21 protein-coding genes are annotated in these 24,238 nt (G+C 67.7%); 20 read left to right on the forward strand and 1 reads right to left on the reverse strand.

Going from position 1 to position 24,238, the window contains the following annotated elements:
- The first annotated feature begins 97 nt into the window (after positions 1-97).
- The 6 genes from argS to rho all read left to right on the forward strand — a co-directional run bounded on the left by argS (position 98) and on the right by rho (position 9,023).
- Positions 98-1,750, forward strand: coding sequence for an arginine--tRNA ligase (gene argS, locus RVF83_RS14850; protein ID WP_005196305.1), 1,653 nt, complete (start codon positions 98-100; stop codon positions 1,748-1,750).
- Positions 1,747-3,168 (forward strand): diaminopimelate decarboxylase, encoded by a 1,422-nt coding sequence (gene lysA / locus RVF83_RS14855; protein WP_005196306.1) that lies wholly within the window; start codon positions 1,747-1,749, stop codon positions 3,166-3,168. The genes argS and lysA overlap by 4 nt, the downstream gene beginning before the upstream one ends.
- Complete coding sequence (locus RVF83_RS14860; protein ID WP_005196307.1) at positions 3,165-4,508, forward strand: homoserine dehydrogenase; 1,344 nt, start codon at positions 3,165-3,167, stop codon at positions 4,506-4,508. The genes lysA and RVF83_RS14860 overlap by 4 nt, the downstream gene beginning before the upstream one ends.
- A complete protein-coding gene (thrC, locus tag RVF83_RS14865) occupies positions 4,501-5,586 on the forward strand; it encodes a threonine synthase (protein ID WP_005196308.1) in 1,086 nt (361 codons plus the stop codon). Before RVF83_RS14860 ends, thrC begins: the two co-directional genes overlap by 8 nt.
- Positions 5,567-6,571: a homoserine kinase gene (gene thrB / locus RVF83_RS14870; RefSeq protein ID WP_005196310.1), complete on the forward strand. Its 1,005-nt coding sequence runs from the start codon at positions 5,567-5,569 to the stop codon at positions 6,569-6,571. The genes thrC and thrB overlap by 20 nt, the downstream gene beginning before the upstream one ends.
- 439 nt (positions 6,572-7,010) lie before the next feature.
- Positions 7,011-9,023, forward strand: a complete 2,013-nt coding sequence (rho, locus tag RVF83_RS14875) for a transcription termination factor Rho (protein WP_005196312.1) — start codon at positions 7,011-7,013, stop codon at positions 9,021-9,023.
- A 255-nt stretch (positions 9,024-9,278) separates the two neighbouring features.
- On the opposite strand, the gene RVF83_RS14880 is transcribed toward rho, so the two are convergent.
- On the reverse strand, positions 9,279-10,502 hold the full coding sequence (locus RVF83_RS14880; RefSeq protein WP_005196321.1) for a sulfite reductase subunit alpha: 1,224 nt from the start codon (positions 10,500-10,502) through the stop codon (positions 9,279-9,281).
- Between the two features lie 256 nt (positions 10,503-10,758).
- Between RVF83_RS14880 and rpmE the strand changes: the two genes are divergently transcribed.
- From rpmE to atpD, 14 genes are all read left to right on the forward strand, one after another.
- Entirely contained in the window at positions 10,759-10,971 is a 213-nt protein-coding gene (rpmE, locus tag RVF83_RS14885) for a 50S ribosomal protein L31 (protein ID WP_005196328.1), read from the forward strand.
- A 134-nt stretch (positions 10,972-11,105) separates the two neighbouring features.
- A complete protein-coding gene (gene prfA, locus RVF83_RS14890) occupies positions 11,106-12,182 on the forward strand; it encodes a peptide chain release factor 1 (protein ID WP_005196330.1) in 1,077 nt (358 codons plus the stop codon).
- A gap of 4 nt (positions 12,183-12,186) precedes the next feature.
- Positions 12,187-13,065, forward strand: a complete 879-nt coding sequence (gene prmC / locus RVF83_RS14895; protein ID WP_005196331.1) for a peptide chain release factor N(5)-glutamine methyltransferase — start codon at positions 12,187-12,189, stop codon at positions 13,063-13,065.
- Between the two features lie 47 nt (positions 13,066-13,112).
- Complete coding sequence (locus RVF83_RS14900; protein WP_005196332.1) at positions 13,113-13,766, forward strand: L-threonylcarbamoyladenylate synthase; 654 nt, start codon at positions 13,113-13,115, stop codon at positions 13,764-13,766.
- A 1-nt stretch (position 13,767) separates the two neighbouring features.
- Entirely contained in the window at positions 13,768-14,991 is a 1,224-nt protein-coding gene (gene glyA / locus RVF83_RS14905) for a serine hydroxymethyltransferase (protein WP_083877509.1), read from the forward strand.
- A gap of 57 nt (positions 14,992-15,048) precedes the next feature.
- Positions 15,049-16,245 (forward strand): glycosyltransferase family 4 protein, encoded by a 1,197-nt coding sequence (locus RVF83_RS14910; protein ID WP_005196334.1) that lies wholly within the window; start codon positions 15,049-15,051, stop codon positions 16,243-16,245.
- A 286-nt stretch (positions 16,246-16,531) separates the two neighbouring features.
- Positions 16,532-16,945: a hypothetical protein gene (locus tag RVF83_RS14915; RefSeq protein ID WP_005196335.1), complete on the forward strand. Its 414-nt coding sequence runs from the start codon at positions 16,532-16,534 to the stop codon at positions 16,943-16,945.
- Positions 16,942-17,691: a F0F1 ATP synthase subunit A gene (gene atpB, locus RVF83_RS14920; protein ID WP_005196336.1), complete on the forward strand. Its 750-nt coding sequence runs from the start codon at positions 16,942-16,944 to the stop codon at positions 17,689-17,691. The genes RVF83_RS14915 and atpB overlap by 4 nt, the downstream gene beginning before the upstream one ends.
- 133 nt (positions 17,692-17,824) lie before the next feature.
- Positions 17,825-18,076 (forward strand): F0F1 ATP synthase subunit C, encoded by a 252-nt coding sequence (locus tag RVF83_RS14925; RefSeq protein WP_004021252.1) that lies wholly within the window; start codon positions 17,825-17,827, stop codon positions 18,074-18,076.
- 47 nt (positions 18,077-18,123) lie between these two features.
- Positions 18,124-18,612: a F0F1 ATP synthase subunit B gene (locus RVF83_RS14930; RefSeq protein WP_005196345.1), complete on the forward strand. Its 489-nt coding sequence runs from the start codon at positions 18,124-18,126 to the stop codon at positions 18,610-18,612.
- Positions 18,612-20,036: a F0F1 ATP synthase subunit B/delta gene (locus tag RVF83_RS14935; protein ID WP_005196354.1), complete on the forward strand. Its 1,425-nt coding sequence runs from the start codon at positions 18,612-18,614 to the stop codon at positions 20,034-20,036. Before RVF83_RS14930 ends, RVF83_RS14935 begins: the two co-directional genes overlap by 1 nt.
- Positions 20,037-20,117: 81 nt before the next feature.
- Positions 20,118-21,746: a F0F1 ATP synthase subunit alpha gene (gene atpA / locus RVF83_RS14940; protein ID WP_006865802.1), complete on the forward strand. Its 1,629-nt coding sequence runs from the start codon at positions 20,118-20,120 to the stop codon at positions 21,744-21,746.
- A 45-nt stretch (positions 21,747-21,791) separates the two neighbouring features.
- The gene (locus tag RVF83_RS14945) at positions 21,792-22,715 is read left to right on the forward strand and encodes a F0F1 ATP synthase subunit gamma (RefSeq protein WP_005194832.1); all 924 of its coding nucleotides are present in this window, start codon (positions 21,792-21,794) and stop codon (positions 22,713-22,715) included.
- Positions 22,716-22,782: 67 nt separating this feature from the next.
- Positions 22,783-24,231: a F0F1 ATP synthase subunit beta gene (gene atpD, locus RVF83_RS14950; RefSeq protein ID WP_005194831.1), complete on the forward strand. Its 1,449-nt coding sequence runs from the start codon at positions 22,783-22,785 to the stop codon at positions 24,229-24,231.
- Positions 24,232-24,238 lie beyond the last annotated feature (7 nt).

The following is a 24,238-nucleotide window of genomic DNA, read 5'->3' on the forward strand; positions in this document are numbered from 1 at the left end:
CGCGCGCTCGGCGCACACGAGTCTACTGGTGGACTACACCCGCTCTGGGAGGGTGCGATTATCGATGAGCAGCCCTCGGCCAATAGGATGGTGTCCCGTGACTCCCGCCGACCTGGCCGCGCTGCTGCGCGCCGTGACCCTGACCGTGGTCCGTGACCGCGGACTGGACGAGAACCTGGTGCCCGACTCCATCGTCGTCGAGCGCCCCCGTCACGCTGACCACGGCGATTACTCCACCAACATCGCCCTGCAGCTCGGCAAGCGACTCGGTGTGGCGCCCCGTGAGCTGGCCGGGTGGCTCGCCGAGGCGTTCGCCGGCGCCGAGGGCATCGCGAAGTCGGAGATCGCCGGTCCCGGTTTCGTCAACATCTGGCTCGGTGCGGCCGCCCAGAACACCGTCGTGAAGACCGTGCTGGAGCAGGGCGAGAGCTACGGCCGCGGCAAGGAGCTGGCCGGCTCGATCATCAACCTGGAGTTCGTCTCGGCCAACCCGACCGGACCGATCCACCTCGGCGGCACCCGCTGGGCCGCCGTCGGTGACGCGCTCGGCCGTGTTCTGGCCGCTCGCGGCGCCGACGTGACCCGCGAGTACTACTTCAACGACCACGGCGCCCAGATCGACCGCTTCGCACGGTCCCTGGAGGCCGCGGCACTGGGCAACCCGACCCCGGAGGACGGCTACGCCGGCGACTACATCGGCGACATCGCCGCTCAGGTCGTCGGTAAGGTGCCCGACGTGCTGTCGCAGCCCGAGGCCGACCGGGTCGAGACCTTCCGCGCCGTCGGCGTGGACCTGATGTTCGCCCACATCAAGGAGAGCCTGCACGACTTCGGCACCGACTTCGACGTCTACACCCACGAGGACAAGATGTTCGCGACGGGCCTCGTCGACGAGTGCATCGAGCAGCTCAAGGGCAACGGCAACCTGTACGAGAACGACGGTGCGTGGTGGCTGAAGTCCACCGACTTCGGCGACGACAAGGACCGCGTCGTCATCAAGAGCGACGGCAACGCCGCCTACATCGCCGGCGACATCGCCTACTACCGCGACAAGCGCAACCGCGGCTTCAACCTGTGCATCTACATGCTCGGTGCCGACCACCACGGGTACATCAGCCGGCTCAAGGCCGCCGCGGCCGCGCTCGGCGACGACCCGGCCACCGTCGAGGTCCTCATCGGTCAGATGGTGAACCTGGTCAAGGACGGCAAGCCGGTACGCATGTCGAAGCGCGCGGGCACGGTCATCACCCTCGACGACCTCGTCGACGCCGTGGGTGTCGACGGCGCGCGGTACTCGCTGATCCGCTCGTCGGTGGACGTGAACATCGACATCGACCTGGACCTGCTCACCAAGCAGTCCAACGACAACCCGGTCTACTACGTGCAGTACGCGCACGCCCGGATGTCGGCGCTCGCGCGCAATGCCGCCGACCTGGGGGTGGTGTCCTCGCTCGATCACCTCGACCTGCTCGACGACCCGGCCGAGGGCGAATTGATCCGCACGATCGGCGATTTCGACGAGGTCGTCGCCACCGCCGCCACCCTGCGCGAGCCGCACCGCGTCTGCCGCTACCTCGAGGTCCTCGCCGGCACGTACCACCGCTTCTACGCCAAGTGCCGTGTCCTGCCCCAGGGCGACGAAGAGGTGGCCGACATCCACCGCGCCCGGCTCGCCCTGTGCGAGGCCACCCGCCAGGTCTTGGCGAACGGCCTCGGACTGGTCGGCGTCAGCGCTCCGGAGCAGATGTGAGCGCGCACCCGGCCGGCCCGCGGCACGCCGAACTGCTGGCCGCGCCGCACCTCGCGCAGCGCCCGAACGACCCGGCCGTCCTCGCCGCCCTGCCGCCCCAGGTGTGGCCGCGCAACGCCGCCCGCGACGAGTCGGGTGAGCTGCGTATCGCCGGAGTGCCGGTGAACGAGCTGGCCGCCGAGTTCGGCACCCCGGCGTTCATCGTCGACGAAGCCGATTTCCGGTCCCGTTGCCGCGACATGATGGCGGCGTTCGGCCCCTACGGCCGGGTGCACTACGCGTCGAAGGCCTTCCTGTGCAGCGAGGTCGCGCGCTGGGTGAACGAAGAGGGGCTCTCCCTCGACGTGTGCAGCGGCGGCGAACTCGCCATCGCGCTGCGCGCCGGCTTCCCCGCGGCACGAATCGCGTTGCACGGCAACAACAAGAGCCCCGAGGAACTGGCCGCGGCGGTCGACGCCGGCATCGGGCACGTGGTCCTCGACTCCATGATCGAGATCGACCGGCTCGACGCGATCTCCGGTGAGCGGGGCGTCGTCACCGACGTGCTCGTCCGGGTCACCGTCGGCGTGGAGGCGCACACCCACGAGTTCATCTCGACCGCCCACGAGGACCAGAAGTTCGGCTTCGCCCTCGCCGGCGGTGTCGCGATGGAGGCGATCCGCCGGGTCTTCGCGACCGACAACCTCCGCCTCGTCGGTCTGCACAGCCACATCGGTTCGCAGATCTTCGACATGGACGGTTTCGAGTTGGCCGCCCACCGTGTCCTCGGGCTGCTCCACGACGTCGTCGACGAGTTCGGCGTCGAGAAGACCTCGCAGATGTCGATCGTGGATCTCGGTGGGGGACTGGGTATCTCGTACCTCGAGGAGGAGCGGCCGCTGCCGGTGGGCAAGGTAGCCGAGACCCTCGCCGACATCGTCCGCCGCGAATCCGCCGCCGTGGGCCTGCCGATGCCGATCATCGCCGTCGAGCCCGGCCGCGCGATCGCCGGCCCCGGCACCATCACCCTCTATCGCGTGGGCACCGTCAAGGACGTGGCGCTCGGCGGTGGTGCCACCCGCCGCTACATCTCCGTGGACGGCGGGATGAGCGACAACATCCGCACGGTGCTCTACCAGGCCGAATACGACGTCCGGCTGGTCTCGCGGGTGTCCGACGCACGTGCGGTCGTCTGCCGCGTCGTCGGGAAGCACTGCGAGAGCGGTGACATCGTGATCAAGGACTGCTGGCTGCCCGAGGACCTGGGTCCCGGTGACCTGATCGCGGTCGCCGCCACCGGCGCCTACTGCTACTCGATGTCGAGTCGGTACAACATGACCATGCGGCCGCCGGTCGTGGCCGTGGCCGATGGGGCGGCACGCCTCATGCTGCGGCGCGAGACCATCGACGACTTCCTCAGCCTGGAGGTGGGCTCGTGACCGGATCTGTCCAGAACGCAAGCGACACAAGCGAGGTGAAAGCCGTGCGACCCATCGGGGTGGCGGTACTCGGGATGGGCAACGTCGGTGCCGAGGTGGTGCGCATCATCACCGACAACGCCGACGACCTGCGAGCGCGTGTGGGCGCACCGGTGGAGATCCGGGGCGTCGCGGTGCGCGATCTCAACCGGCCGCGCCAGATCGGCCAGGAACTGCTGACCGACGATCCCGCGTCGCTGATTGCCCGCGACGACGTCGACATCGTCGTCGAACTCATGGGCGGCATCGACCCGGCCCGTTCCTTGATCCGCACCGCGCTCGAGAGCGGCAAGTCGGTCGTCACCGCCAACAAGGCGCTGCTGGCCGAGTACACCGGTGAACTCGCGAGCGCAGCTGCCGAGGCGAAGGTCGACCTGTACTTCGAGGCCGCGGTCGCCGGCGCCATCCCGGTCATCCGTCCGCTGATGCAATCGCTCGCCGGCGACACCGTCGAGCGCGTGGCCGGAATCGTCAACGGCACCACCAACTTCATCCTGTCGGCGATGGACGAGACCGGCGCCGACTACGCCGACACACTCGCCGAGGCGGGCCGTCTCGGATACGCCGAGGCCGACCCGACCGCCGACGTCGAGGGATACGACGCGGCGGCCAAGGCCGCGATCCTCGCGTCGATCGCCTTCCACTCGCGGGTCACCGCCGCCGACGTCCACCGCGAGGGCATCTCGTCGGTGACCGCGGCCGACCTGGTCGCCGCGAAGAAGTTCGACTGCACGATCAAGCTGCTCTCGATCTGCGAGCGCGTTCGCGATGTCGATGGCTCCCAGCGGGTCTCGGCTCGCGTGTACCCGGCGCTGATCCCGCTGACCCACCCGCTCGCCACCGTCAACGGGGCGTTCAACGCGGTGGTCGTCGAGGCGGAGAACGCCGGTCGGCTGATGTTCTACGGCCAGGGTGCCGGTGGTTCGCCCACCGCGTCGGCCGTGCTCGGCGACATGGTGATGGCTGCGCGCAACCGCGTCCACGGTGGGCGCGGTCCGCTGGAATCGACGTATGCGTCGCTGCCGATCGCCCCGATCGACGACGTGTTCACCCGCTACTACATCTCGATGCGCGTTGCCGACCGCCCGGGTGTCCTTGCCCAGGTAGCCGGTGAGTTCACCAAGCGTTCGGTGAGCATCGCCGCAGTTCGCCAGGAGGGCGCGGGCGACGACGCGCGCCTGATCGTGGTGACCCATCGGGCCCCGGACCGCGCGCAGTCGGATTGCGTTGCGGCGCTAGAAGACATGGACGCCGTCATCAAGGTGTCGAGTGTGTTGCGATTGGAAGGTACCGATGACTGAGACGACTCCCGCGCCCGTGCACCGCGCGTGGCCCGGCCTGATCGAGGCATACCGTTCGCGGTTGCCCGTCGCCGACGACTGGAAGGTCGTCACCCTGCTCGAGGGTGGCACCCCGCTGATCAGCGCCCCGCATCTGTCGTCGCTGACCGGTTGCGAGGTCTACCTCAAGGTCGAGGGCCTCAATCCGACCGGCTCGTTCAAGGACCGCGGCATGACCATGGCCGTGAGCAACGCGGTCAACAACGGCAAGACCGCCGTGCTCTGCGCCTCGACGGGCAACACCTCCGCCTCGGCGGCCGCCTACGCCACCCGCGCCGGGATCACCTGCGCGGTGCTCATCCCGGAGGGCAAGATCGCGATGGGCAAGCTCGCCCAGGCGGTCATGCACGGCGCCAAGATCATCCAGGTCCAGGGCAACTTCGACGACTGCCTCGAGCTCGCCCGCAAGGCGACCGCCGAGTTCGGTGAGATCGAGCTCGTGAACTCGGTCAACCCGGCCCGCATCGAGGGCCAGAAGACGGCCGCCTTCGAGATCGTCGACGTCCTCGGTCGCGCCCCCGACGTGCACGCGCTGCCCGTCGGCAACGCCGGCAACATCACGGCCTACTGGAAGGGCTACACCGAGTACCACGCCGACGGTGTGTCGTCCTCGGTGCCGCGGATGCTCGGCGTGCAGGCCGCCGGAGCGGCCCCGCTGGTCAACGGTGCCCCGGTCAAGGAGCCGGAGACCATCGCGACCGCGATCCGCATCGGCTCGCCCGCGAGCTGGAACCAGGCCGTCGCCGCCAAGGACGAGTCGAACGGTCAGTTCCGCGCGGCCACCGACGAGAAGCTGCTCGAGGCCTACCGCCTGATCGCGGGCAAGGAAGGCGTCTTCGTGGAGCCGGCTTCCGCCGCGAGCGTGGCCGGACTCCTCGCCGCACGTGCCGACGGCTGGATCGAGGCCGGTTCGACGGTGGTCTGCACCGTGACGGGCAACGGTCTCAAGGACCCCGACACCGCGCTCGCAGGCATTCCCGAGGTCGAGGCGATCCCGGTCGATCCGGTGGCGGTGGCGAATGCCCTCGGTGTCGGCTGAGTCCGCCGGGGTCGAGGAGATGACGCAGAACGGCGAGATGACCGAACCCGGGGTGGCGACACGACAGCTGCCCGTGGGTGTCTCGGCGCGCGTCCGGGTGCCGGCGTCGAGTGCGAACCTCGGACCGGGATTCGACTGTCTGGGCATCGCTTTGGGGATCTACGACGAGGTGATCGTCGAAACCGTCGCCGACGGCATCGTGCTCGACATCGAGGGGGAGGGCTCGGCCGACGTCCCGCGCGACGAGTCGCACCTCGTCGTGCGCGCCCTCCAGCGCGGTCTCACCCACGCCGGCGTCTCCGCACCCGGCCTGAAGTTGCGCTGCGTCAACCAGATCCCGCATTCGCGGGGCCTCGGGTCCTCGGCCGCGGCCGCGGTGTCCGGTCTCGCCGCCGCCTCCGGCCTCGTCTCGGCCGCGGGTTTCGGCGCGGGCCTGTCCGCCGACGAACTGGTCCAGTTGTCCAGTGAGTTCGAGGGACACCCCGACAACGCCGCCGCGAGCGTGCTCGGTTCGGTTGTCGTCACCTGGACGGAGACCACCGACGACGCGAACTCCTATCACGCCCACCGGCTGTCGGTGCACCCCGACGTGTGCGCGACCGTCTTCGTCCCCGACACCGAGTCGTCGACGTCGTTCACCCGCGGGCTCCTTCCGGATGCGGTGCCGCGCGCCGATGCGGTCTTCAACCTGAGCCGGGCTGCGCTTGCCGTCGTCGCGTTGACCTCTGATCCGCGCAATCTCATGGCCGCCTCGGCGGACCGGTTGCATCAGCCCTACCGGGCGTCGGCGATGCTGCCGACCAGCGAGCTCGTCGCCGAACTGCGTGCGCGCGGACATGCCGCGACGGTCTCGGGCGCCGGGCCGACGGTGCTCGTGCTGGGTACCGCGCCGATCCCGGCCGACATCCGGTTGCTCGCGCAGGGGCTCGGTTTCACCACGCATTCGGTGGCCATCGCCGGTGGCGTGGACATCAGCGCGGGCTGAGATCACCGATCGGGGCCGAGCGTTTCGTCACGGGACGCCGGGGGAATACCGGACGTGCAATGCACGTTGGGAACGAGGTGTTCAGCGGTGTCCAGCCGAGGATCACATTCTCCGATCGATGTCTCCATTTGGCACTTTCGGCGTGTTGCCCCTATCATGCCAACGGGGTTAACATATTCTGGTCTAGCCGCGCGGGCTTGTCCCGCCGTGCTTCTCATCCATCACCGATCGGGGCCACCGATCGTATCCGGCCGGGGTCGTGGGTCTCTGTCGACGGTGCCGAAGCACGGGTGGCTCCCGAGCACGCTCGCAGCGGGACCGAACATCTCTCTGACCGTTCACCCCCTACCGTCCAACGCGGACGGACTCCCTCGCGTACACAGCAGGGAAACGTAGACCTCACGCAGCTTCCGTCTGCGGGAGGAACGAAAGGACTTCCGTGACAGATACGGACCTGATCACCGCACCTGCCGAGCAGGAATCCGCGGGTTCGGCCGGCCCTGACTCGGGGCAACCGGCCAAGACGCGCGCTCGTGCAGCACGTACCGGCCTGTCCGGCATGGTGCTCAGCGAGCTGCGGACCGTTGCCGGTGAACTCGGCATCAAGGGCACCTCCGGGATGCGCAAGGGCGATCTGATCGCCGCCATCAAGGAGCGCCAGGGCGGCGGAGCCGCCAAGACCGCAGACGCCAAGGCCGAGGCCAAGAGCCCCGAGACGAAGAACATCGAAGCCAAGAACACCGAGGCGAAGAACACCGAGGCAAAGGCCACCGAAGGTGCCTCCGCCGAGGCCAAGGCCGACACCAAGACCTCTGAGACCCGGCGCCGTAGCGCCAAGGCCTCGTCTGAGGACGGGCAGCTGTCGATCGTCGAGTCCGCCGAAGACGGCGACTCCGGTCGGGCGCCCCGCTCGGGCAAGAAGAACGCGAACCCGGAGACCGGCGAGCAGAACGCCGACCAGTCCTCCAAGGGCGGCGAGTCGAAGGGCGACGCCAACGCGGATTCGCCGAAGGGCGGCGACTCCGACGCCGGTGAGCAGCGCAATCGCCGCAACCGGAACCAGAACCGCGACAACCAGAACCGTGAGGGTGGCCAGAACCGCGAGGGCGGCCAGAACCGGGACAACCAGAACCGCGACGGGGGCCAGAACCGCGGCGGCGGTCAGAACCGGGACAACCGTGACGACCGTGACGACGACGGCGAAGGCGGCGGTCGTCGCCGGGGACGCCGTTTCCGCGAGCGTCGTCGTGGGCGTGACCGCGAGGGCAGCAGCCAGAACGAGCCGCAGGTCTCCGAGGACGACGTGTTGCAGCCCGTCGCCGGCATCCTCGACGTGCTCGACAACTACGCCTTCGTCCGCACCTCTGGTTACCTCGCCGGTTCCAACGACGTCTACGTGTCGATGAACATGGTGCGCAAGAACGGACTTCGACGCGGCGACGCGATCACCGGTGCGGTCAAGGTGCCGCGCGAGGGCGACCAGCAGAACCAGCGCCAGAAGTTCAATCCGCTCGTGCGTCTCGACACCGTCAACGGCGGTGACGTGGAGGCGGCGAAGAAGCGCCCCGAGTTCAACAAGCTCACCCCGCTGTACCCGAACCAGCGACTCCGCCTGGAGACCACGCCGGATCGACTGTCCACCCGCGTGATCGACCTGATCATGCCCATCGGCAAGGGGCAGCGTGCACTGATCGTCTCGCCGCCGAAGGCCGGTAAGACGACGATCCTGCAGGACATCGCCAACGCGATCACCGTCAACAACCCGGAATGTCACCTCATGGTGGTGCTCGTCGACGAGCGTCCCGAAGAGGTCACCGACATGCAGCGCTCGGTCAAGGGTGAGGTCATCGCCTCGACCTTCGACCGTCCGCCGTCAGACCACACCTCGGTCGCCGAACTCGCCATCGAACGCGCCAAGCGTCTCGTCGAGAGCGGCAAAGACGTTGTGGTGCTTCTGGACTCGATCACCCGTCTGGGTCGCGCATACAACAACGCGTCGCCGGCGTCGGGCCGAATCCTCTCCGGTGGTGTCGATTCGACCGCTCTGTATCCGCCGAAGCGATTCCTCGGTGCGGCGCGCAACATCGAGAACGGCGGATCGCTGACGATCATCGCCACCGCGATGGTCGAGACCGGTTCGACCGGTGACACGGTCATCTTCGAGGAGTTCAAGGGCACCGGCAACGCCGAGCTCAAGCTCGATCGCAAGATCTCCGAGCGCCGCGTGTTCCCCGCGGTCGACGTCAACCCGTCGGGCACCCGCAAGGACGAGCTCCTGCTCTCGCCCGACGAGTTCGCCATCGTCCACAAGCTGCGTCGTCTCCTGTCCGGTCTCGACTCGCAGCAGGCGATCGATCTGCTGATCAGCCAGCTCAAGAAGACCAAGACGAACATCGAGTTCCTGATGTCGGTCCAGAAGACCGCTCCGGGAGCCGGTGGCAACGACGACTAGATCGACGAATTCACCGACGGCCCTGTCCCGCATCACGCGGGCAGGGCCGTCGGCGTTGTGCATGTGGTCGACCGACTGCTGGACCTCAGCACGGGTGGCAGACTTCGATCGAAGTCTGGCTGTCGAGTTGACGTCGACCGGTCCGGGAGCGGGGTTACGCGTCCGCGCCCTGCGGGCGAGCGGGCGCGTTCGTTCCGCTCCCTGTCGGGTCGTCGGTGGAGTCGGGCACCGCGCGCGGGTCTCGGGGGACTCGGCTCAGTAGACGTCGCGGGCGTAGCGGCCGGCGGCGCGGAGCGCGTCGACGTAGTCGCGGGCGGCGTCGGAGTCGAGACCGCCGTGCTGGGCGACGATCTCGTGCAGGGCCGCGTCGACGTCGCCGGCCATCGTGGCGGCATCACCGCACACGTAGACGTGGGCGCCCTTCTCCAGCCAGGCGAACAGGTCTGCGCCGTTCTCGCGCATCCGGTCCTGCACGTAGACCTTGTGCTCCTGGTCCCGCGAGAAGGCGAGATCCAGTCGGTCCAGCAGGCCGTCGGTGACGAAACCGTCGATCTCGTCGGCGTAGAGGTAGTCGGTGTCGCGATGCTGGTCGCCGAAGAACAACCAGTTCGGTCCGGTCGAGCCGGAGGCCGCACGGTGATGGAGGAAGGCGCGGAACGGGGCGATGCCGGTCCCCGGACCGATCATGACGGCCGGGACGTCGCCCTCGGGAAGACGAAACGTCTTGTTGGGGGTGATGAAGACGTTCACGGTGTCGCCGGGTGCGCAGCGGTCGGCGAGGTGCGTCGAGCAGACACCGCCGCGTTCGCGGTCGTCGGCGACGTAGCGCACGGTCGCCATCGTGATGTGCACGGTCCCCGGGTGAACCGTGGGGCTCGACGAGATCGAGTACTCGCGGTGGGCGAGCGGACTGAGTTCCTCGAGAAGTTCCTCGGGGGCGAAGTGCAGCGCCGGATCGATGTTCAGCAGGTCGAGCACATCACGGCCGCGGAGCCAGACGTCGAGCGCCGGTGCGTCGCCGGCCTCGATCAAGCGGGTGAGCTCGGCGTGACCGGTACGCTCGGCCACCGCCCTCGCCAGGTACTTCGACGGGCAGCCGATCTCGTAGCGCGTGCTCAGGGCCTCGCGCAGGCTGTAGGTGGCCTTTCGATCGGCAATGATCTCGTCGCCGGCCGCGCCCAGGCGGTCGAGCAGGAGATCCACCAGGGCGGGATCGTTGACCGGCGTGATGGCGATGCCGTCGCCCGGCTCGTAGGTGATGCCGCTGTCGCCGAGCGAGATCTCGACGTGCCGGACCTCCTTGGCCGATCCCGGGCCCGACAGGACGGTGTTGGCGAGGATCGTCGCGGGGTAGGGATTACGGCGGTTCCACGGTGACCGCGCCGGCTTGCGCCGCGCGGGAGCGGTCTGCGGCATGGACGACTCGTCCGGGGTGGTGCTCAGTGGGGTGCTGGTACCGGCCGAAGCGGCGTCGTACATCGAGAGTCCTTCGTGGTCGCGGACGGTTGGCCGTCGGCCACCGTACTATGTTAAGGGCACCCTTACGACCCTTCCGGGGTGTGATATTGGCCGGGAATCAAACGGGTGGCCCCGCTGTTGACCGACGTGCGACCGCTGCGTCCGCGATTTCCGTCGCGAACGGCACACATGGCATACTGAGCGGTCGAGTCCGGTTCCGGTTCACACCGTCGAGAGGCGACGGTGACCCGGCGACCCGAGAAAGGGACACCGAGATATGAAGCAGGGAATTCACCCCGAGTACGCGGCGACCACCGTCGTCTGCGGCTGCGGCAACACGTTCGAGACCCGCAGCACCGCTGCCAACGGTCGTATCAACGTCGAAGTCTGCTCGCAGTGCCACCCGTTCTACACGGGCAAGCAGAAGATCCTCGACACCGGCGGCCGTGTCGCCCGGTTCGAGAAGCGCTACGGCAAGCGCTCCAAGTAGACCACGCTGCGACGCCCGCCCGACGCCGAGTCGGGACGGGCGTCGTTGTGTTTGACCAGGTCTTTCCTTCCCCCGAGCATTCTTGCCGAAGGTGTCTTCGGCGGTGAGTTCCGTTTCCACGAGTGAGGTTCGCAGTGAGTACGCAGAGTCCGTCGGCCATCGATGACATCTTGGCCGAGCACTCCGGTCTCGAGCGTCAGCTCGCAGACCCCTCGCTCCACGACGACCCGGCCGCCGCCCGGCGGGTGGGCAAGCGGTTCGCCGAACTCGCCCCGGTGATGTCGACCTACAACAAGCTCAAGGCGGCCCGCGAGGACCTCGAGGCGGCGCGTGAACTCGCCGCCGACGACCCGTCCTTCGCCGCCGAGATCCCCGCCCTCGAGAGGACCGTCGAGGAACTCGACGCGACGCTCACCGACCTGCTCGCCCCGCGCGATCCGCACGACAGCGACGACGTGGTCCTCGAGATCAAGTCCGGCGCCGGCGGCGAGGAGTCCGCGCTGTTCGCCTCCGACCTCGCGCGCATGTACCTCAAGTACTGCGAGCGACACGGCTGGAAGGTGCAGACCCTCGGTGTGACCGAATCCGACCTCGGCGGCTACAAAGAGGCGACCTTCTCGATCAAGTCCAAGGAGACCGTCCGCGACGGCGTCTGGTCGCGACTCAAGTTCGAGGGCGGCGTGCACCGCGTCCAGCGGGTGCCGGTGACCGAGTCCCAGGGACGCATCCACACCTCGGCGGCCGGTGTGCTCATCTACCCCGAGCCAGAAGAGGTCGCCGAGGTCGCGATCGACGAATCCGACCTCCGCATCGACGTCTACCGGTCCTCGGGCAAGGGTGGCCAGGGTGTCAACACCACCGACTCCGCGGTCCGGATCACCCACCTGCCCACCGGAATCGTCGTGACCTGCCAGAACGAGCGGTCGCAGCTTCAGAACAAGGCCCGCGCCATGCAGGTCCTCGCCGCCCGCCTCCAGTCGGCGGCGGAGGAGGAGGCCGAGGCCGCGGCCGCGGAGGGTCGTGCTGCGCAGATCCGCACCGTCGACCGGTCCGAGCGCATCCGCACCTACAACTTCCCCGAGAACCGAATCACCGATCACCGCATCGGCTACAAGGCCAACAACCTCGACGCCGTCCTCGCCGGGGACATGGACAACCTCCTCGACGCGCTCGTCGCCGCCGAGCGTCAGGCCCGCATGGAAGCCGAATAACCCGATGTCGGACGCGCCGGCCCGGGTGGCCGACGAAATCCGCAGTGCCACTGCACGACTTGTAGCCGCTGGGATCGACTCGGCACGACGCGACGCCGAATGGCTGATGTCGCACGTCCTCTCGTGCGACCCCGGCCGCCTGATCGTCATGGACACCATCGACGATGCGCACGTCCGCGAGTTCCGGTCGGCCATCGAACAGCGGGAGCGTCGAATCCCGTTGCAGCACATCGTCGGGACCGCGGCATTCGGTCCGCTCGAGCTCGCCGTCGGGCCGGGCGTGTTCATTCCGCGACCGGAGACCGAATATCTGCTCGAATGGGCGGCGTCCGCCGCCGCGACCATGACGGACCCGGTGCGCATCGTCGATCTCTGTAGCGGGAGCGGCGCCCTGGCCATCGGCCTGGCGACGCTGGTCCGTTCCGCACGCGTGACGGCCGTCGAAGTGGATGACACTGCGTTGAAGTGGCTGCGGCGCAACGTTTCCGACGCGCCGGCAGGGGTTCGGGAGCGGATCGACGTGGTCGCCGCGGACGTCACCGACGCCGACGAGGTCGGCCGCGCGATCCCGGCGGGGACCGTCTCGGTCGTCGTGACCAACCCGCCGTACGTCCCGCTGCGATCCGAGGTCGGTCCCGAGGTGGACCACGACCCGGCGCGCGCCGTCTTCGGCGGTGACGACGGCATGAGCGTGATCATCCCGATGGTTCCGATCATCGCGACCATGCTTGCCCCGGGCGGTCTCGTCGGCATCGAACACGACGACACGACCTCGAAAGCCGTCGTCGGCTGTTTCCGCGCCCACGGCGGATTCGACGAAGTGACCGCCCGTGCGGATCTGGCCGGACGGCCGCGCTTCGTGACCGCCCGCCGCGTCGGCTGAGGCGCGTCTGCCGGAATGCGCGATCGGTGGCATGAAAGGATGGACCGGTGAGCATTGTTTTCGACTGCAACGATCCGCAGAGCCGTTCGGCGGGCATTCGCGCGGCTGTCGGGGCGGCGAAGGCGGGACGCCTGGTGGTGGTCCCCACCGACACGCTCTACGGAGTCGGTTGCGACGCCTTCGATTCCGACGCCGTCGGCTCGCTGCTCGCGGCCAAGCACCGTGGCCGGGACATGCCGGTGCCGGTCCTCGTCGGCTCCTGGCATTCCATCGACGGACTCGTCCTGTCCGTCCCGCAGAACGCCCGCGATCTGATCGAGGCGTTCTGGCCCGGCGGACTGAGTCTCGTTGTCCGTCAGGCGCCTTCGCTGGCCTGGGATCTCGGCGACACCGACGGCACCGTCATGTTGCGCATGCCGCTGCATCCCGTCGCGATCGAGCTGTTGCGCGAGGTCGGGCCGATGGCGGTGTCGAGCGCGAACGTGTCGGGCCGTCCGCCCGCCACCACGGTCGACGAGGCGCGGGAACAGCTCGGCGACAAGATCTCGGTGTACCTCGACGGCGGGCCCGCGCCGATCGCCCAGGCGTCGACGATCGTCGACGTGTCGGGCGCGCAGCCGCGCGTCCTGCGTGAGGGCGCCATCACGATCGAGGCCGTCGCCGAGGTCCTCGACGTCGATCCCGACTCACTGCGTGGGTGAGATGCCGCCGGGCATCGGTTCGACGGGTGACCCGCAGATCGACGCGCTGATCGAGCGGGAGTCGACCCGCCGGCGGACGTGGCTCCAACTGCTCGCGAGCGAGACCGAACCGACTCCCGGGGTGCGGGCCGCGATGGCCTCGACCTTCGACTCGAAGTACGCCGAGGGGCGACCCGGGTCCCGCTATCACGGTGGATGCGAGGTCGTCGACGAGCTCGAGGAACTCGCGACCGGCCGGGCGCGGGACCTCTTCGGTGCCGATCACGTCGACGTCCAGCCGCTGTCGGGGAGTGCGGCGAACCTCGCCGTCCACGCGGCGTTCGCCCAACCGGGCGACCCCGTGCTCGCGCTGCGGCTCGAACACGGCGGGCACCAGACCCACGGTTCACGTGCCAACTTCTCCGGCCGCTGGTTCTCGCCTCTGCACTACGAGGTGCGCCGCGACGACGAACTCGTCGACTACGACCAGGTCCGGGAACTCGCTCTCGTGCACCGACCGCGGATGCTGGTCGCGGGCGCCACGACGTATTCGCGCTCCTTCGACTACCCGCTGCTGCGCGAGATCGCCGACGAGGCCGAGTGCATCCTCCTGGTCGACGCGGCCCACCTCGCCGGACACGTTGTCGCCGGGCTGCTCCCGTCGCCTGTGCCACACGCCGACGTCGTCACCTTCTCCACCAACAAGGTCTTCCGCGGGCCCCGCGGCGGCGTCATCCTGGCGCGCGCCGAGCATGCGGACGCGCTGCGTAAAGCGATCCACCCGTTCATCCAGGGTGGACCATCCATGCACGCGATCGCCGCGAAGGCCGTCGCCTTCCACGACGCCGGTACCGAGGAGTTCGCGACCTACGCGCGGGCGACCGTGCGCAACGCGAGCGACCTCGCCGACGCGTTGACCGCCCGCGGGCTGCGCGTGGTCTCCGGGGGCACCGAGACCCATCTCGCGGTTGTCGACGTCGCCGCTCTCGGCATCTCCGGGTCCGAGGCGCAGGATCGTCTCAATCGTTCGGGGATCGTGGTCGACAAAGCGGTCCTGCCGTTCGACGAGCGTCCCGTCGCCGAGGGATCGGGCATCCGGATCGGCACCCCGGCGGCCACCTCCCGGGGCCTGACCGCGGACATGATCCCGGCGGTCGCCGACGCGATGCTGGCCGCGATGACGACCGACGACCTCGCGACGCACGACCGGATCCACCGCGAGATCAGCGGCCTCGCATGCGGGTAGCGTTGTCCGGGTGTCCGATACGTCCCCAGCGACCTCCACGGCGGGAGTGGTGAGCCGATGATCGACGCCGCTCCGGTGGTGCTCGCGGCCGCGACCGACGGGGGAGGGGCCGGTGTCCCGCTGCGCGAGTTGCTGCTCGTCGGTCTGACCGCCGCCGCGATGACGTATTTGCTGACCTCGGCGGTGCGGGTGTTCGCGATCAAGGCCGGCGCGGTCGCCGTGCCGCGCGTGCGCGACGTCCACGTCATCCCGACCCCTCGGCTCGGCGGTCTCGGCATGTTCGGCGGGGTGGTGGCCGGCATCGCGCTCGCCGCGAACCTGCCGGCACTCAACCGGGGATTCGTCTACACCACCGACATGACCGCGGTGATCACCGCGGGCACGGTGATAGTTCTGGTTGGTGTCGTCGACGACCGGTGGGGCCTCGACGCCCTGACGAAGTTCGTCGGGCAGCTCACCGCCGCCGGGGTGCTCGTGCTCCTGGGTATCTCATGGATCCAGGTGCCGGTGCCGTTCGCCGACATCGGGACCATCGTGCTCGATCCGCTCCAGGCCGGCCTCCTCACCGTGGCCGTGACGGTGGCCACCATCAACGCGATCAACTTCGTCGATGGCCTCGACGGTCTCGCCGCCGGTCTGGGACTCATCGCCGCGGCGGCGATCTGCATGTTCTCCCTCGGCCTGCTCCGCGATCAGGGCGGCGACGTCAGCTATTACCCGCCGGCGCTCATCGCCGTCGCACTCGCCGGGGCCTGTCTCGGCTTCCTGCCGCACAACTTCTCGCCGGCCCGGATCTTCATGGGCGACTCCGGGGCGATGCTGATCGGGCTCATGCTGGCGGCCGCGTCGACGAGCGCGTCCGGTCGTATCGCGGTCAACGCCTACGGCCCGGCCGACATCTTCACCCTGCTGTCACCGCTGATCCTCGTCGCGGCCGTGGTCTTCATCCCGATGCTCGACATGCTGCTCGCGGTGATCCGCCGGACCCGCGCCGGCGTCGGCTTCTACACCCCCGACAAGATGCACCTTCACCATCGGTTGCTCGAACTCGGACACTCCCAGCGCCGCGTCGCGCTGATCATCTACCTCTGGGTCGGCGTCCTTGCCTTCTCCGCCGCGGCGAGCACCCTGTTCCCGCTGTCGGTGGTCGCGCCGATGTTCGGCGGGGGACTGGTGGTCGCCCTGCTGGTCACCATGGCGCCTCGCTTACAGCGCCGGTTCGCCGAACTCCGGACGTCGACAAAAGCCTTCTGATGAGGTCCGCGTCACCATCCGGTAGTGTCCGGTTCCGACCGAGCGCACCCTTGGTAAGGGCACGGTAAACCTCGTGTACTATCGGCCGTAGTAGTTGTGGCCCGGGCGCCGACGGTTCTCGCCGGCGGTTCTCGCGAGCCTCGACTCATACCCCCCGGTAAGACCTTCGGGGTGGTGTTGGTAGGGTCACACCAAACGCGAGCTGTTGCCTGGCGGCCACTGGCTGCTGCACGCACGCAGGTGCCCCGTGCCGTCGGTATGGACTCAACGAGCTGAGGAGAGGGACATGGAGACTTCTGCCCCTGATTCAGCCCCCGTCTATCCGCAGGCGCCCACCGGTCTGCGCCGTCCGGCACTCATCGCCGGCGGCGTGACGCTCGTGGTCGCGGTGGTCTCGATTCTCGTCGGTCATCCCCTCTTCGCAGTGTTCTTCCTGCTCGGAGTCGCGGGGATCCTGGTCAACGCACTGCTCGTGAAGCGTGCTGTCGACGCGGTCACTGCCGAGCTGAACCCCCGTAAAACCGCTCTTGCTCTCAACTCCGCCATGCGACTCGGCGCCATCACGGTGCTCGCTCTGCTGGCGGCGTTTCTGGTCCAACCCGACGGGTTGGGCGCGATGTTCGGACTCGCCATCGGCCAGGTGGTCTTGGTGCTGAACACGGTCATTCCGGTGATGAAAGGACTTCGTAGCCAACCATGACGACCGCCTTCTACCTAGCCGCAGAGGATGGAGAATCATCCATCCAGGTGGGTCACTACACCAAGTTCGAGCTCTTCGGACTGACCTTCAACCTGGAGACCATCATCGCGACGGCGCTCGCGGCGTTGATCATGCTCGCGCTGGCCTTCTACCTGAAGTCGAAGGTCACCTCGACCGGTGTGCCGTCGGGTGTGCAGCTCTTCTGGGAGACCGTCACCATCCAGATGCGCGGCCAGGTCGAGAGCGCCATCGGCATGAAGGTCGCCCCGTACGTCCTGCCTCTCGCGGTCTCGCTCTTCACCTTCATCCTCATCTCCAACTGGCTGTCGATCCTGCCCGTGCAGGTGGGTCACCACGAGATCCTCAAGCCGCCGGCCGCGGACGTGAACTTCGCGTACGCCCTCGCAGTGTTCGTCTTCATCTGGTACCAGATCGCCGGCTTCCGGGCCCGCGGCCTGCTTGGTCACCCGAAGCGCATCCTGAAGGGCCACGTCACCTTCCTCGCCCCGATCAACGTGATCGAGGAGTTCACCAAGCCGATCTCGCTCTCGCTGCGACTCTTCGGCAACGTCTTCGCCGGCAGCATGATGGTCGCCCTGATCGCCCTGTTCCCGCCGTACATCATGTGGGCGCCCAACGCGATCTGGAAGTCCTTCGAGCTGTTCGTCGGACTGATCCAGGCGTTCATCTTCGCGCTGCTGACGATCCTCTACTTCTCGCAGTCGATGGAGACCGAGGATCACTGACCGCCCGAGCAGGGCACCTCGCGGCGGGAGACGCCGCGATCACAACCGCACATGACCGACCTGCGTCGGCACCTGTCGTCGCAGTCACAGACCTGGCACACCAGATGTCAGCAACCGAAAGGGAAATATCACAATGGATCCAATGATTGGCCTCGGCGCACTCATCGGTGGCGGCCTGATCATGGCCGGTGGCGCCGTCGGTGCCGGTATCGGTAACGGTCTGGCCGGTAGCCAGCTGATCGCCGGTATCGCTCGCCAGCCGGAGGCTCAGGGTCGTCTGTTCACCCCGTTCTTCATCACCGTTGGTCTGGTTGAGGCCGCTTACTTCATCAACCTGGCCTTCATGGCGCTCTTCGTGTTCGCCACCCCGATCAGCGCCGGCTGATCACCGCTCTCCCTTTTGTCGCCGAGTAGAAACGACACCTCACCACAATGACGCTTGCTGCAGAGAACTTCCTGCTTCCGAATGGAACGTTCTTCGTTGTCCTGCTCATCTTCGTGATTTTGCTGCTGGTCATCCGCAAGTTCGTGGTTCCGCCGATTCAGCAGGTCCTCGAGGAGCGGGACGAGATGATCCACCGCACCGCGGAGGACAATCGGACTGCCGCCGCCGAATTCGAGGATGCGGACGTGCAGTTCCGTTCGCTCCTCAAGGAAGCGCGCGGTGAGGCCACCGCCAAGCGCGACGAAGCTCGCGCCCAGGGCCGTGAACAGCTGAACGAGATGAAGCAGCGAGCGACCGCCGAGGCCGACGCTGCCCTGCAGTCGACCAGCTCCGAGCTGGCGGCTCAGGGTGAGCAGGCGGCATCGACGGCTGCAGCTGATGTGGACACACTCGCCAAGACCCTCGCGGCGCGTGTGCTCGGTGTCGACTCGGCCACTCTTTCCGACACCCGATCGACGAGCGGAGCGGTGAACTGATGGCTGCCAACACTGAGACCGAATCCGACCAGGGCCCCATCGGTACCTGGCTCCACGACATCGGTGCTGCGTTCGACCCTGCGATCTTCATCGCTCAGCTCTTCGGCTTCGCGGTCATCATCTTCCTGCTGTGGAAGTACGTCCGCCCGCCGGTGCAGAAGATGATGCGTGATCGTCAGGAGACGGTGCGCACCCAACTGGCCGAGGCCGAAGCCGCCAAGAAGCGGGTCGCCGAAGGACAGAAGGCCCGTGAGAAGGCCGTCGCCGAGGCCAAGGCCGAGGCGGAGCAGATGAAGAAGGACGCCGCGGCCGACGCCGAGGCGATCACCTCCGACATCCGCGCGCAGGCCGATCACGAGGTCAAGCGCATCTCCGAGCACGGCCGCAACCAGGTCGCGCTGGTACGGGCGAACCTGGTCCGTCAGCTCCGTACCGACCTCGGTCTCACCGCGGTCGACAAGGCCGGTGAACTCGTGCGCAACCATCTCGCCGACGACTCGGCCCAGGCCGCCAGCGTCGACCGGGTCATCGACGAGCTCGAGGAGATGTCCTCGCGATCGGCGTCGGCCATTCCGTCGAGCGCCAAGCTCGTCGGTCTGCACGCCATGCGTGCCGCCAGCCGCGACGCCGCTCTGGCCGTGTCGGACAAGTTCGACTCGGCCGCGGGCGACCTCGACGGTGCGGCGCTCGCCGCGGCGTCGGGTGACCTGACCGCGGCCATCAACTTCCTCGGCGAGAACCCGGTGCTGCGCAAGCGCCTGGTCGAGGACGACGAGAACGCCGCCGGTAAGAACTCGCTGGTGCACACCCTGTTCGACGGCAAGGTGGCCCCGGTGGTCGTGGAGGTCCTCGCGACCGCCTCGACCCAGCGCTGGTCGTCGTCGGGCGACTTCATCAGCGCCCTGCGTCGTCAGAACTCGCTCATCGTGCTGACCGCCGCCGAGCGTGACGGGGTCATCGAGCAGGTTGAGGACGAGCTGTTCCGCGTCAGCCGGATCCTGGAGGCCAACCCGCAGCTCGCGTCGCTGCTCTCCGATCACAGCAAGGACGCCGACAAGCGCGTCGACCTCCTGCGGAAGCTGGTGGGGGAGAAGGTCAGCGGCCACACCTGGACGCTGCTGTCCTCGACCGTGCGCCTGCTGAACGGTCAGGCCGCCGATGTCGCCGTCGATCAGCTCGCCGAGCTGGCTGCCGCCCGACGCGGCGAATCGGTCGCCCACGTCGTGTCGGCCTCCAAGCTGGCCGACGCACAGGTCGAGCGCCTCGCGACCGTCCTCGGTGGGATCTACGGCCGCACCATCTCGGTGCAGACCGAGGTCCAGCCCGAACTGCTGGGCGGCCTGCGGATCAGCGTCGGCGACGAGGTCATCGACGCCGATGTCGCCACGCGCCTCGCGAAGGCAGCCGAGACCCTGCCGCGCTGACGCAGCTCGACCCCTGACCACCTGAACACCCAAAGCCCGAGCCCTAAAGCCTCAGAGCTAATCAAGGAAAGACGAGAACCCATGGCGGAGTTGACGATCTCACCAGACGAGATTAAGGGAGCGATCGAGCAGTACGTCTCGTCGTTCGAAGCCGAAGCGTCGCGTGACGAGGTCGGCATCATCACCGATACGTCGGACGGTATCGCTCACGTCAGCGGACTGCCCAGCGCAATGGCCAACGAGCTACTCGAGTTCCCCGGCGGCGTCCTCGGCGTCGCGCTGAACCTCGACGAGGACGAGATCGGCGCCGTCATCCTGGGTGACTACGAGTCCCTGGAAGAGGGCCAGCAGGTCAGCCGTACCGGCAACGTGCTCTCCGTGCCCGTCGGCGACGCCTTCCTCGGTCGTGTGGTCGATCCCCTCGGCGCCCCGATCGACGGACAGGGCGACATCGAGGCCGAAGAGCAGCGAGTCCTGGAGCTGCAGGCCGCCTCGGTGCTCGAGCGCCAGCCCGTCGAGGAGTCCCTCGCCACCGGCATCAAGGCCATCGACGCCATGACCGCCATCGGCCGCGGACAGCGTCAGCTCGTCATCGGCGACCGCAAGACCGGCAAGACCGCCGTCTGCATCGACGCCATCCTGAACCAGAAGGCGAACTGGGAGACCGGCGACCCCACCAAGCAGGTTCGCTGCATCTACGTCGCGATCGGTCAGAAGGGTTCGACCATCGCCGGCGTCAAGTCCGCTCTCGAAGAGGCCGGCGCGATGGAGTACACCACCATCGTCGCCGCCCCGGCCTCGGACTCGGCCGGCTTCAAGTGGCTCGCCCCCTACACCGGTTCGGCCATCGGCCAGCACTGGATGTACCAGGGCAAGCACGTCCTCATCGTGTTCGACGACCTGACCAAGCAGGCCGAGGCCTACCGCGCCATCTCGCTGCTGCTGCGCCGCCCGCCGGGCCGCGAGGCATACCCGGGTGACGTCTTCTACTTGCACTCGCGCCTCCTGGAGCGTTGTGCAAAGCTCTCCGACGAGCTCGGCGGCGGTTCGATGACCGGTCTGCCGATCATCGAGACCAAGGCCAACGACGTCTCGGCGTTCATCCCGACCAACGTCATCTCGATCACCGACGGCCAGGTCTTCCTGGAGTCGGACCTCTTCAACAAGGGTGTCCGCCCGGCCATCAACGTCGGTACCTCGGTGTCCCGCGTCGGTGGTGCCGCACAGACCAAGGGCCTCAAGAAGGTCTCGGGTTCGCTTCGTCTGGAGCTGGCCCAGTTCCGCGAGCTGGAGGCCTTCTCGGCCTTCGCCTCCGACCTCGACGATGCGTCGAAGGCGCAGCTCGAGCGCGGTGCCCGCTGGGTCGAGATGCTCAAGCAGGACCAGTACAGCCCCTTCTCGGTCGAGGACCAGATCGTCTCGATCTACCTCTGCGGTGAAGGCCACTACGACTCGGTCCCGGTCGACGACGTGCGCAACTTCGAGACCCAGCTGCTGAGCCACCTGCACCACAACGCGAAGGGTGTCTATGACTCGATCGCCGGTGGCAAGGCGCTGGCCGACGATCAGGCCGAGGCCCTAGTCGCCGAGACCAACAAGTTCAAGAACGGCTACCTCACCCACGACGGCCGTCGCGTGGTCAACGAGGCCGAGGCGCAGGCAATGGATGCCGAGAACGTCGAGAACGAAGAGATCAAGATCCGCAAGTGATCTCAGACGTCAACGGACATTGCGATAAGGAAGGGGTGAGGGCTCATGGCCAGCATTCGTGAGCTGCGCTCACGCATCCGGTCGGTCCAGTCGACCAAGAAGATCACCAAGGCTCAGGAGCTGATCGCGACCTCGCGGATCACGAAGGCCCAGGGTCGCGTCGCGGCGGCGAAGCCGTACTCGGAAGAGATGACGACGGTGCTCTCCGAGCTCGCGAGCAACTCGGGTTACCTGGACAACCCGCTGCTGAACGAACGCGAGAATCCCAAGCGTGCAGCCATCCTGGTGGTGACCAGCGATCGCGGTATGTGCGGTGGCTACAACGCCAACGTGCTCAAGGCGACCCGTGAGCTCATCGCGCTGCTGCGCGAGGAGGGCAAGGAAGCCGTGCTGTTCGTGATGGGTCGAAAGGGTGTGGGGTTCTTCAACTTCCGCGGCCTGACCGTCTCGGATTCGTGGACCGGCTTCTCGGAGGCCCCGAAGTACTCCGACGCCAGCACCGCGACGCAGTTCCTGGTGGATCTGTTCGTGGCCGGCTCGGGTACCGAGGTCGAGCGTCCGGGTGGCGACGGCGTCCTCGAGGGCGTCGACGAACTGCACCTGGTCTACACCCGGTTCCAGTCGATGCTGTCGCAGGTGCCGGAGGTCCGCCGGGTGGCGCCGCTGGTCGTGTCCGAGGACGACGATCCGTCCGACGACACCCCCTCGCGGAACTACACGTTCGAGCCGGGTGCGGATGCGCTGCTCGACGCGCTGCTGCCGAAGTACGTGGCAACGCGGGTGTACGCGGCACTGCTGGATTCGGCCGCGTCGGAGTCGGCTGCTCGGCGTACCGCCATGAAGGCGGCGACCGACAACGCCGAGGAACTGGCCAAGACGCTGTCGCGTGAGGCCAACCAGCTCCGCCAGGCCCAGATCACCCAGGAAATCAGCGAGATCGTCGGTGGTTCGAGCGCACTGGCCACGTAGCCTCTGCGCCCCCGAGTCCTGACGACGAGAACCAATACTTCGATCAAGAGGAAGTGACCCAAGCACCATGACCGCAGCAGTAGAAAACCCCTCCGCGCAGTCGGCGGGTTCCGCCGACGGGCGGGTCGTCCGCATCATCGGCCCCGTGGTCGACGTCGAGTTCCCCCGGGGCTCGATCCCTGAGCTGTTCAACGCCCTGCACGCCGAGGTCACCCTCTCCTCGGTTGCCAAGACCCTGACCCTCGAGGTCGCGCAGCACCTCGGTGACAACCTGGTGCGCACCATCTCGATGCAGCCCACCGACGGCCTCGTCCGCGGTGCGGCCGTCTCTGACACCGGCAAGTCCATCGTCGTGCCGGTCGGCGACGTCGTGAAGGGCCACGTCTTCAACGCCCTCGGCGACTGCCTCGACAGCCCCGGCCTGGGTCGCGACGGCGAGCAGTGGAGCATCCACCGCAAGCCGCCGGCCTTCGACGAGCTCGAGGGCAAGACCGAGATCCTCGAGACCGGCATCAAGGTCATCGACCTGCTGACCCCGTACGTCAAGGGCGGCAAGATCGGTCTGTTCGGTGGTGCGGGCGTCGGCAAGACCGTCCTCATCCAGGAGATGATCACGCGTATCGCGCGTGAGTTCTCCGGCACCTCGGTGTTCGCCGGCGTCGGCGAGCGCACGCGTGAGGGCACCGACCTCCACCTCGAGATGGAGGAGATGGGCGTTCTCCAGGACACCGCCTTGGTGTTCGGTCAGATGGACGAGCCGCCGGGCACGCGTATGCGCGTGGCTCTGTCGGCGCTGACCATGGCGGAGTACTTCCGCGATGTGAAGCACCAGGACGTGCTGCTGTTCATCGACAACATCTTCCGCTTCACGCAGGCCGGCTCGGAGGTCTCGACCCTCCTCGGCCGTATGCCGTCCGCGGTGGGTTACCAGCCGACCCTGGCCGACGAGATGGGCGAGCTCCAGGAGCGCATCACCTCGACCAAGGGCCGCTCGATCACCTCGCTGCAGGCGATCTACGTCCCCGCCGACGACTACACCGACCCGGCGCCGGCGACCACCTTCGCGCATCTCGATGCGACCACCGAGCTCTCGCGTCCGATCTCGCAGCTGGGTATCTACCCGGCCGTGGACCCGCTGACCTCGACCTCGCGAATCCTCGAGGCCTCGATCGTGGGCGACGAGCACTTCCGCGTCGCCAACGAGGTCAAGCGCATCCTGCAGAAGTACAAGGAGCTGCAGGACATCATCGCCATCCTCGGTATGGACGAGCTCTCCGAAGAGGACAAGGTCACGGTGCAGCGTGCTCGCCGTATCCAGAAGTTCCTCGGCCAGAACTTCCTCGTCGCCGAGAAGTTCACCGGTCAGAAGGGCTCGGTCGTCCCGCTCTCGGACACCATCGAGGCATTCGACCGTGTCGCCAAGGGCGAGTTCGACCACCTGCCCGAGCAGGCGTTCAACAGCTGCGGTGGACTCGACGACGTGGAGGCCGCCGCCGCCAAGATCGCCGGAAAGTAGCGGTAAT

Source organism: Gordonia rubripertincta (assembly GCF_038024875.1).
Lineage (GTDB): Bacteria > Actinomycetota > Actinomycetes > Mycobacteriales > Mycobacteriaceae > Gordonia > Gordonia rubripertincta.

Bases quoted from the DNA above. Each gene is read 5' to 3' on its own strand.
- glyA (WP_083877509.1), top strand. From the start codon at position 13,768: ATGCCGCCGGGCATCGGTTCGACGGGTGACCCGCAGATCGACGCGCTG.
- RVF83_RS14945 (WP_005194832.1), top strand. From the start codon at position 21,792: ATGGCCAGCATTCGTGAGCTGCGCTCACGCATCCGGTCGGTCCAGTCG.
- RVF83_RS14930 (WP_005196345.1), top strand. From the start codon at position 18,124: ATGACGCTTGCTGCAGAGAACTTCCTGCTTCCGAATGGAACGTTCTTC.
- RVF83_RS14915 (WP_005196335.1), top strand. From the start codon at position 16,532: ATGGAGACTTCTGCCCCTGATTCAGCCCCCGTCTATCCGCAGGCGCCC.
- atpB (WP_005196336.1), top strand. From the start codon at position 16,942: ATGACGACCGCCTTCTACCTAGCCGCAGAGGATGGAGAATCATCCATC.
- RVF83_RS14935 (WP_005196354.1), top strand. From the start codon at position 18,612: ATGGCTGCCAACACTGAGACCGAATCCGACCAGGGCCCCATCGGTACC.
- thrB (WP_005196310.1), top strand. From the start codon at position 5,567: ATGCCCTCGGTGTCGGCTGAGTCCGCCGGGGTCGAGGAGATGACGCAG.
- atpA (WP_006865802.1), top strand. From the start codon at position 20,118: ATGGCGGAGTTGACGATCTCACCAGACGAGATTAAGGGAGCGATCGAG.
- RVF83_RS14925 (WP_004021252.1), top strand. From the start codon at position 17,825: ATGGATCCAATGATTGGCCTCGGCGCACTCATCGGTGGCGGCCTGATC.
- thrC (WP_005196308.1), top strand. From the start codon at position 4,501: ATGACTGAGACGACTCCCGCGCCCGTGCACCGCGCGTGGCCCGGCCTG.
- rpmE (WP_005196328.1), top strand. From the start codon at position 10,759: ATGAAGCAGGGAATTCACCCCGAGTACGCGGCGACCACCGTCGTCTGC.
- atpD (WP_005194831.1), top strand. From the start codon at position 22,783: ATGACCGCAGCAGTAGAAAACCCCTCCGCGCAGTCGGCGGGTTCCGCC.
- RVF83_RS14880 (WP_005196321.1), bottom strand. From the start codon at position 10,502: ATGTACGACGCCGCTTCGGCCGGTACCAGCACCCCACTGAGCACCACC.
- prmC (WP_005196331.1), top strand. From the start codon at position 12,187: ATGTCGGACGCGCCGGCCCGGGTGGCCGACGAAATCCGCAGTGCCACT.
- RVF83_RS14910 (WP_005196334.1), top strand. From the start codon at position 15,049: ATGATCGACGCCGCTCCGGTGGTGCTCGCGGCCGCGACCGACGGGGGA.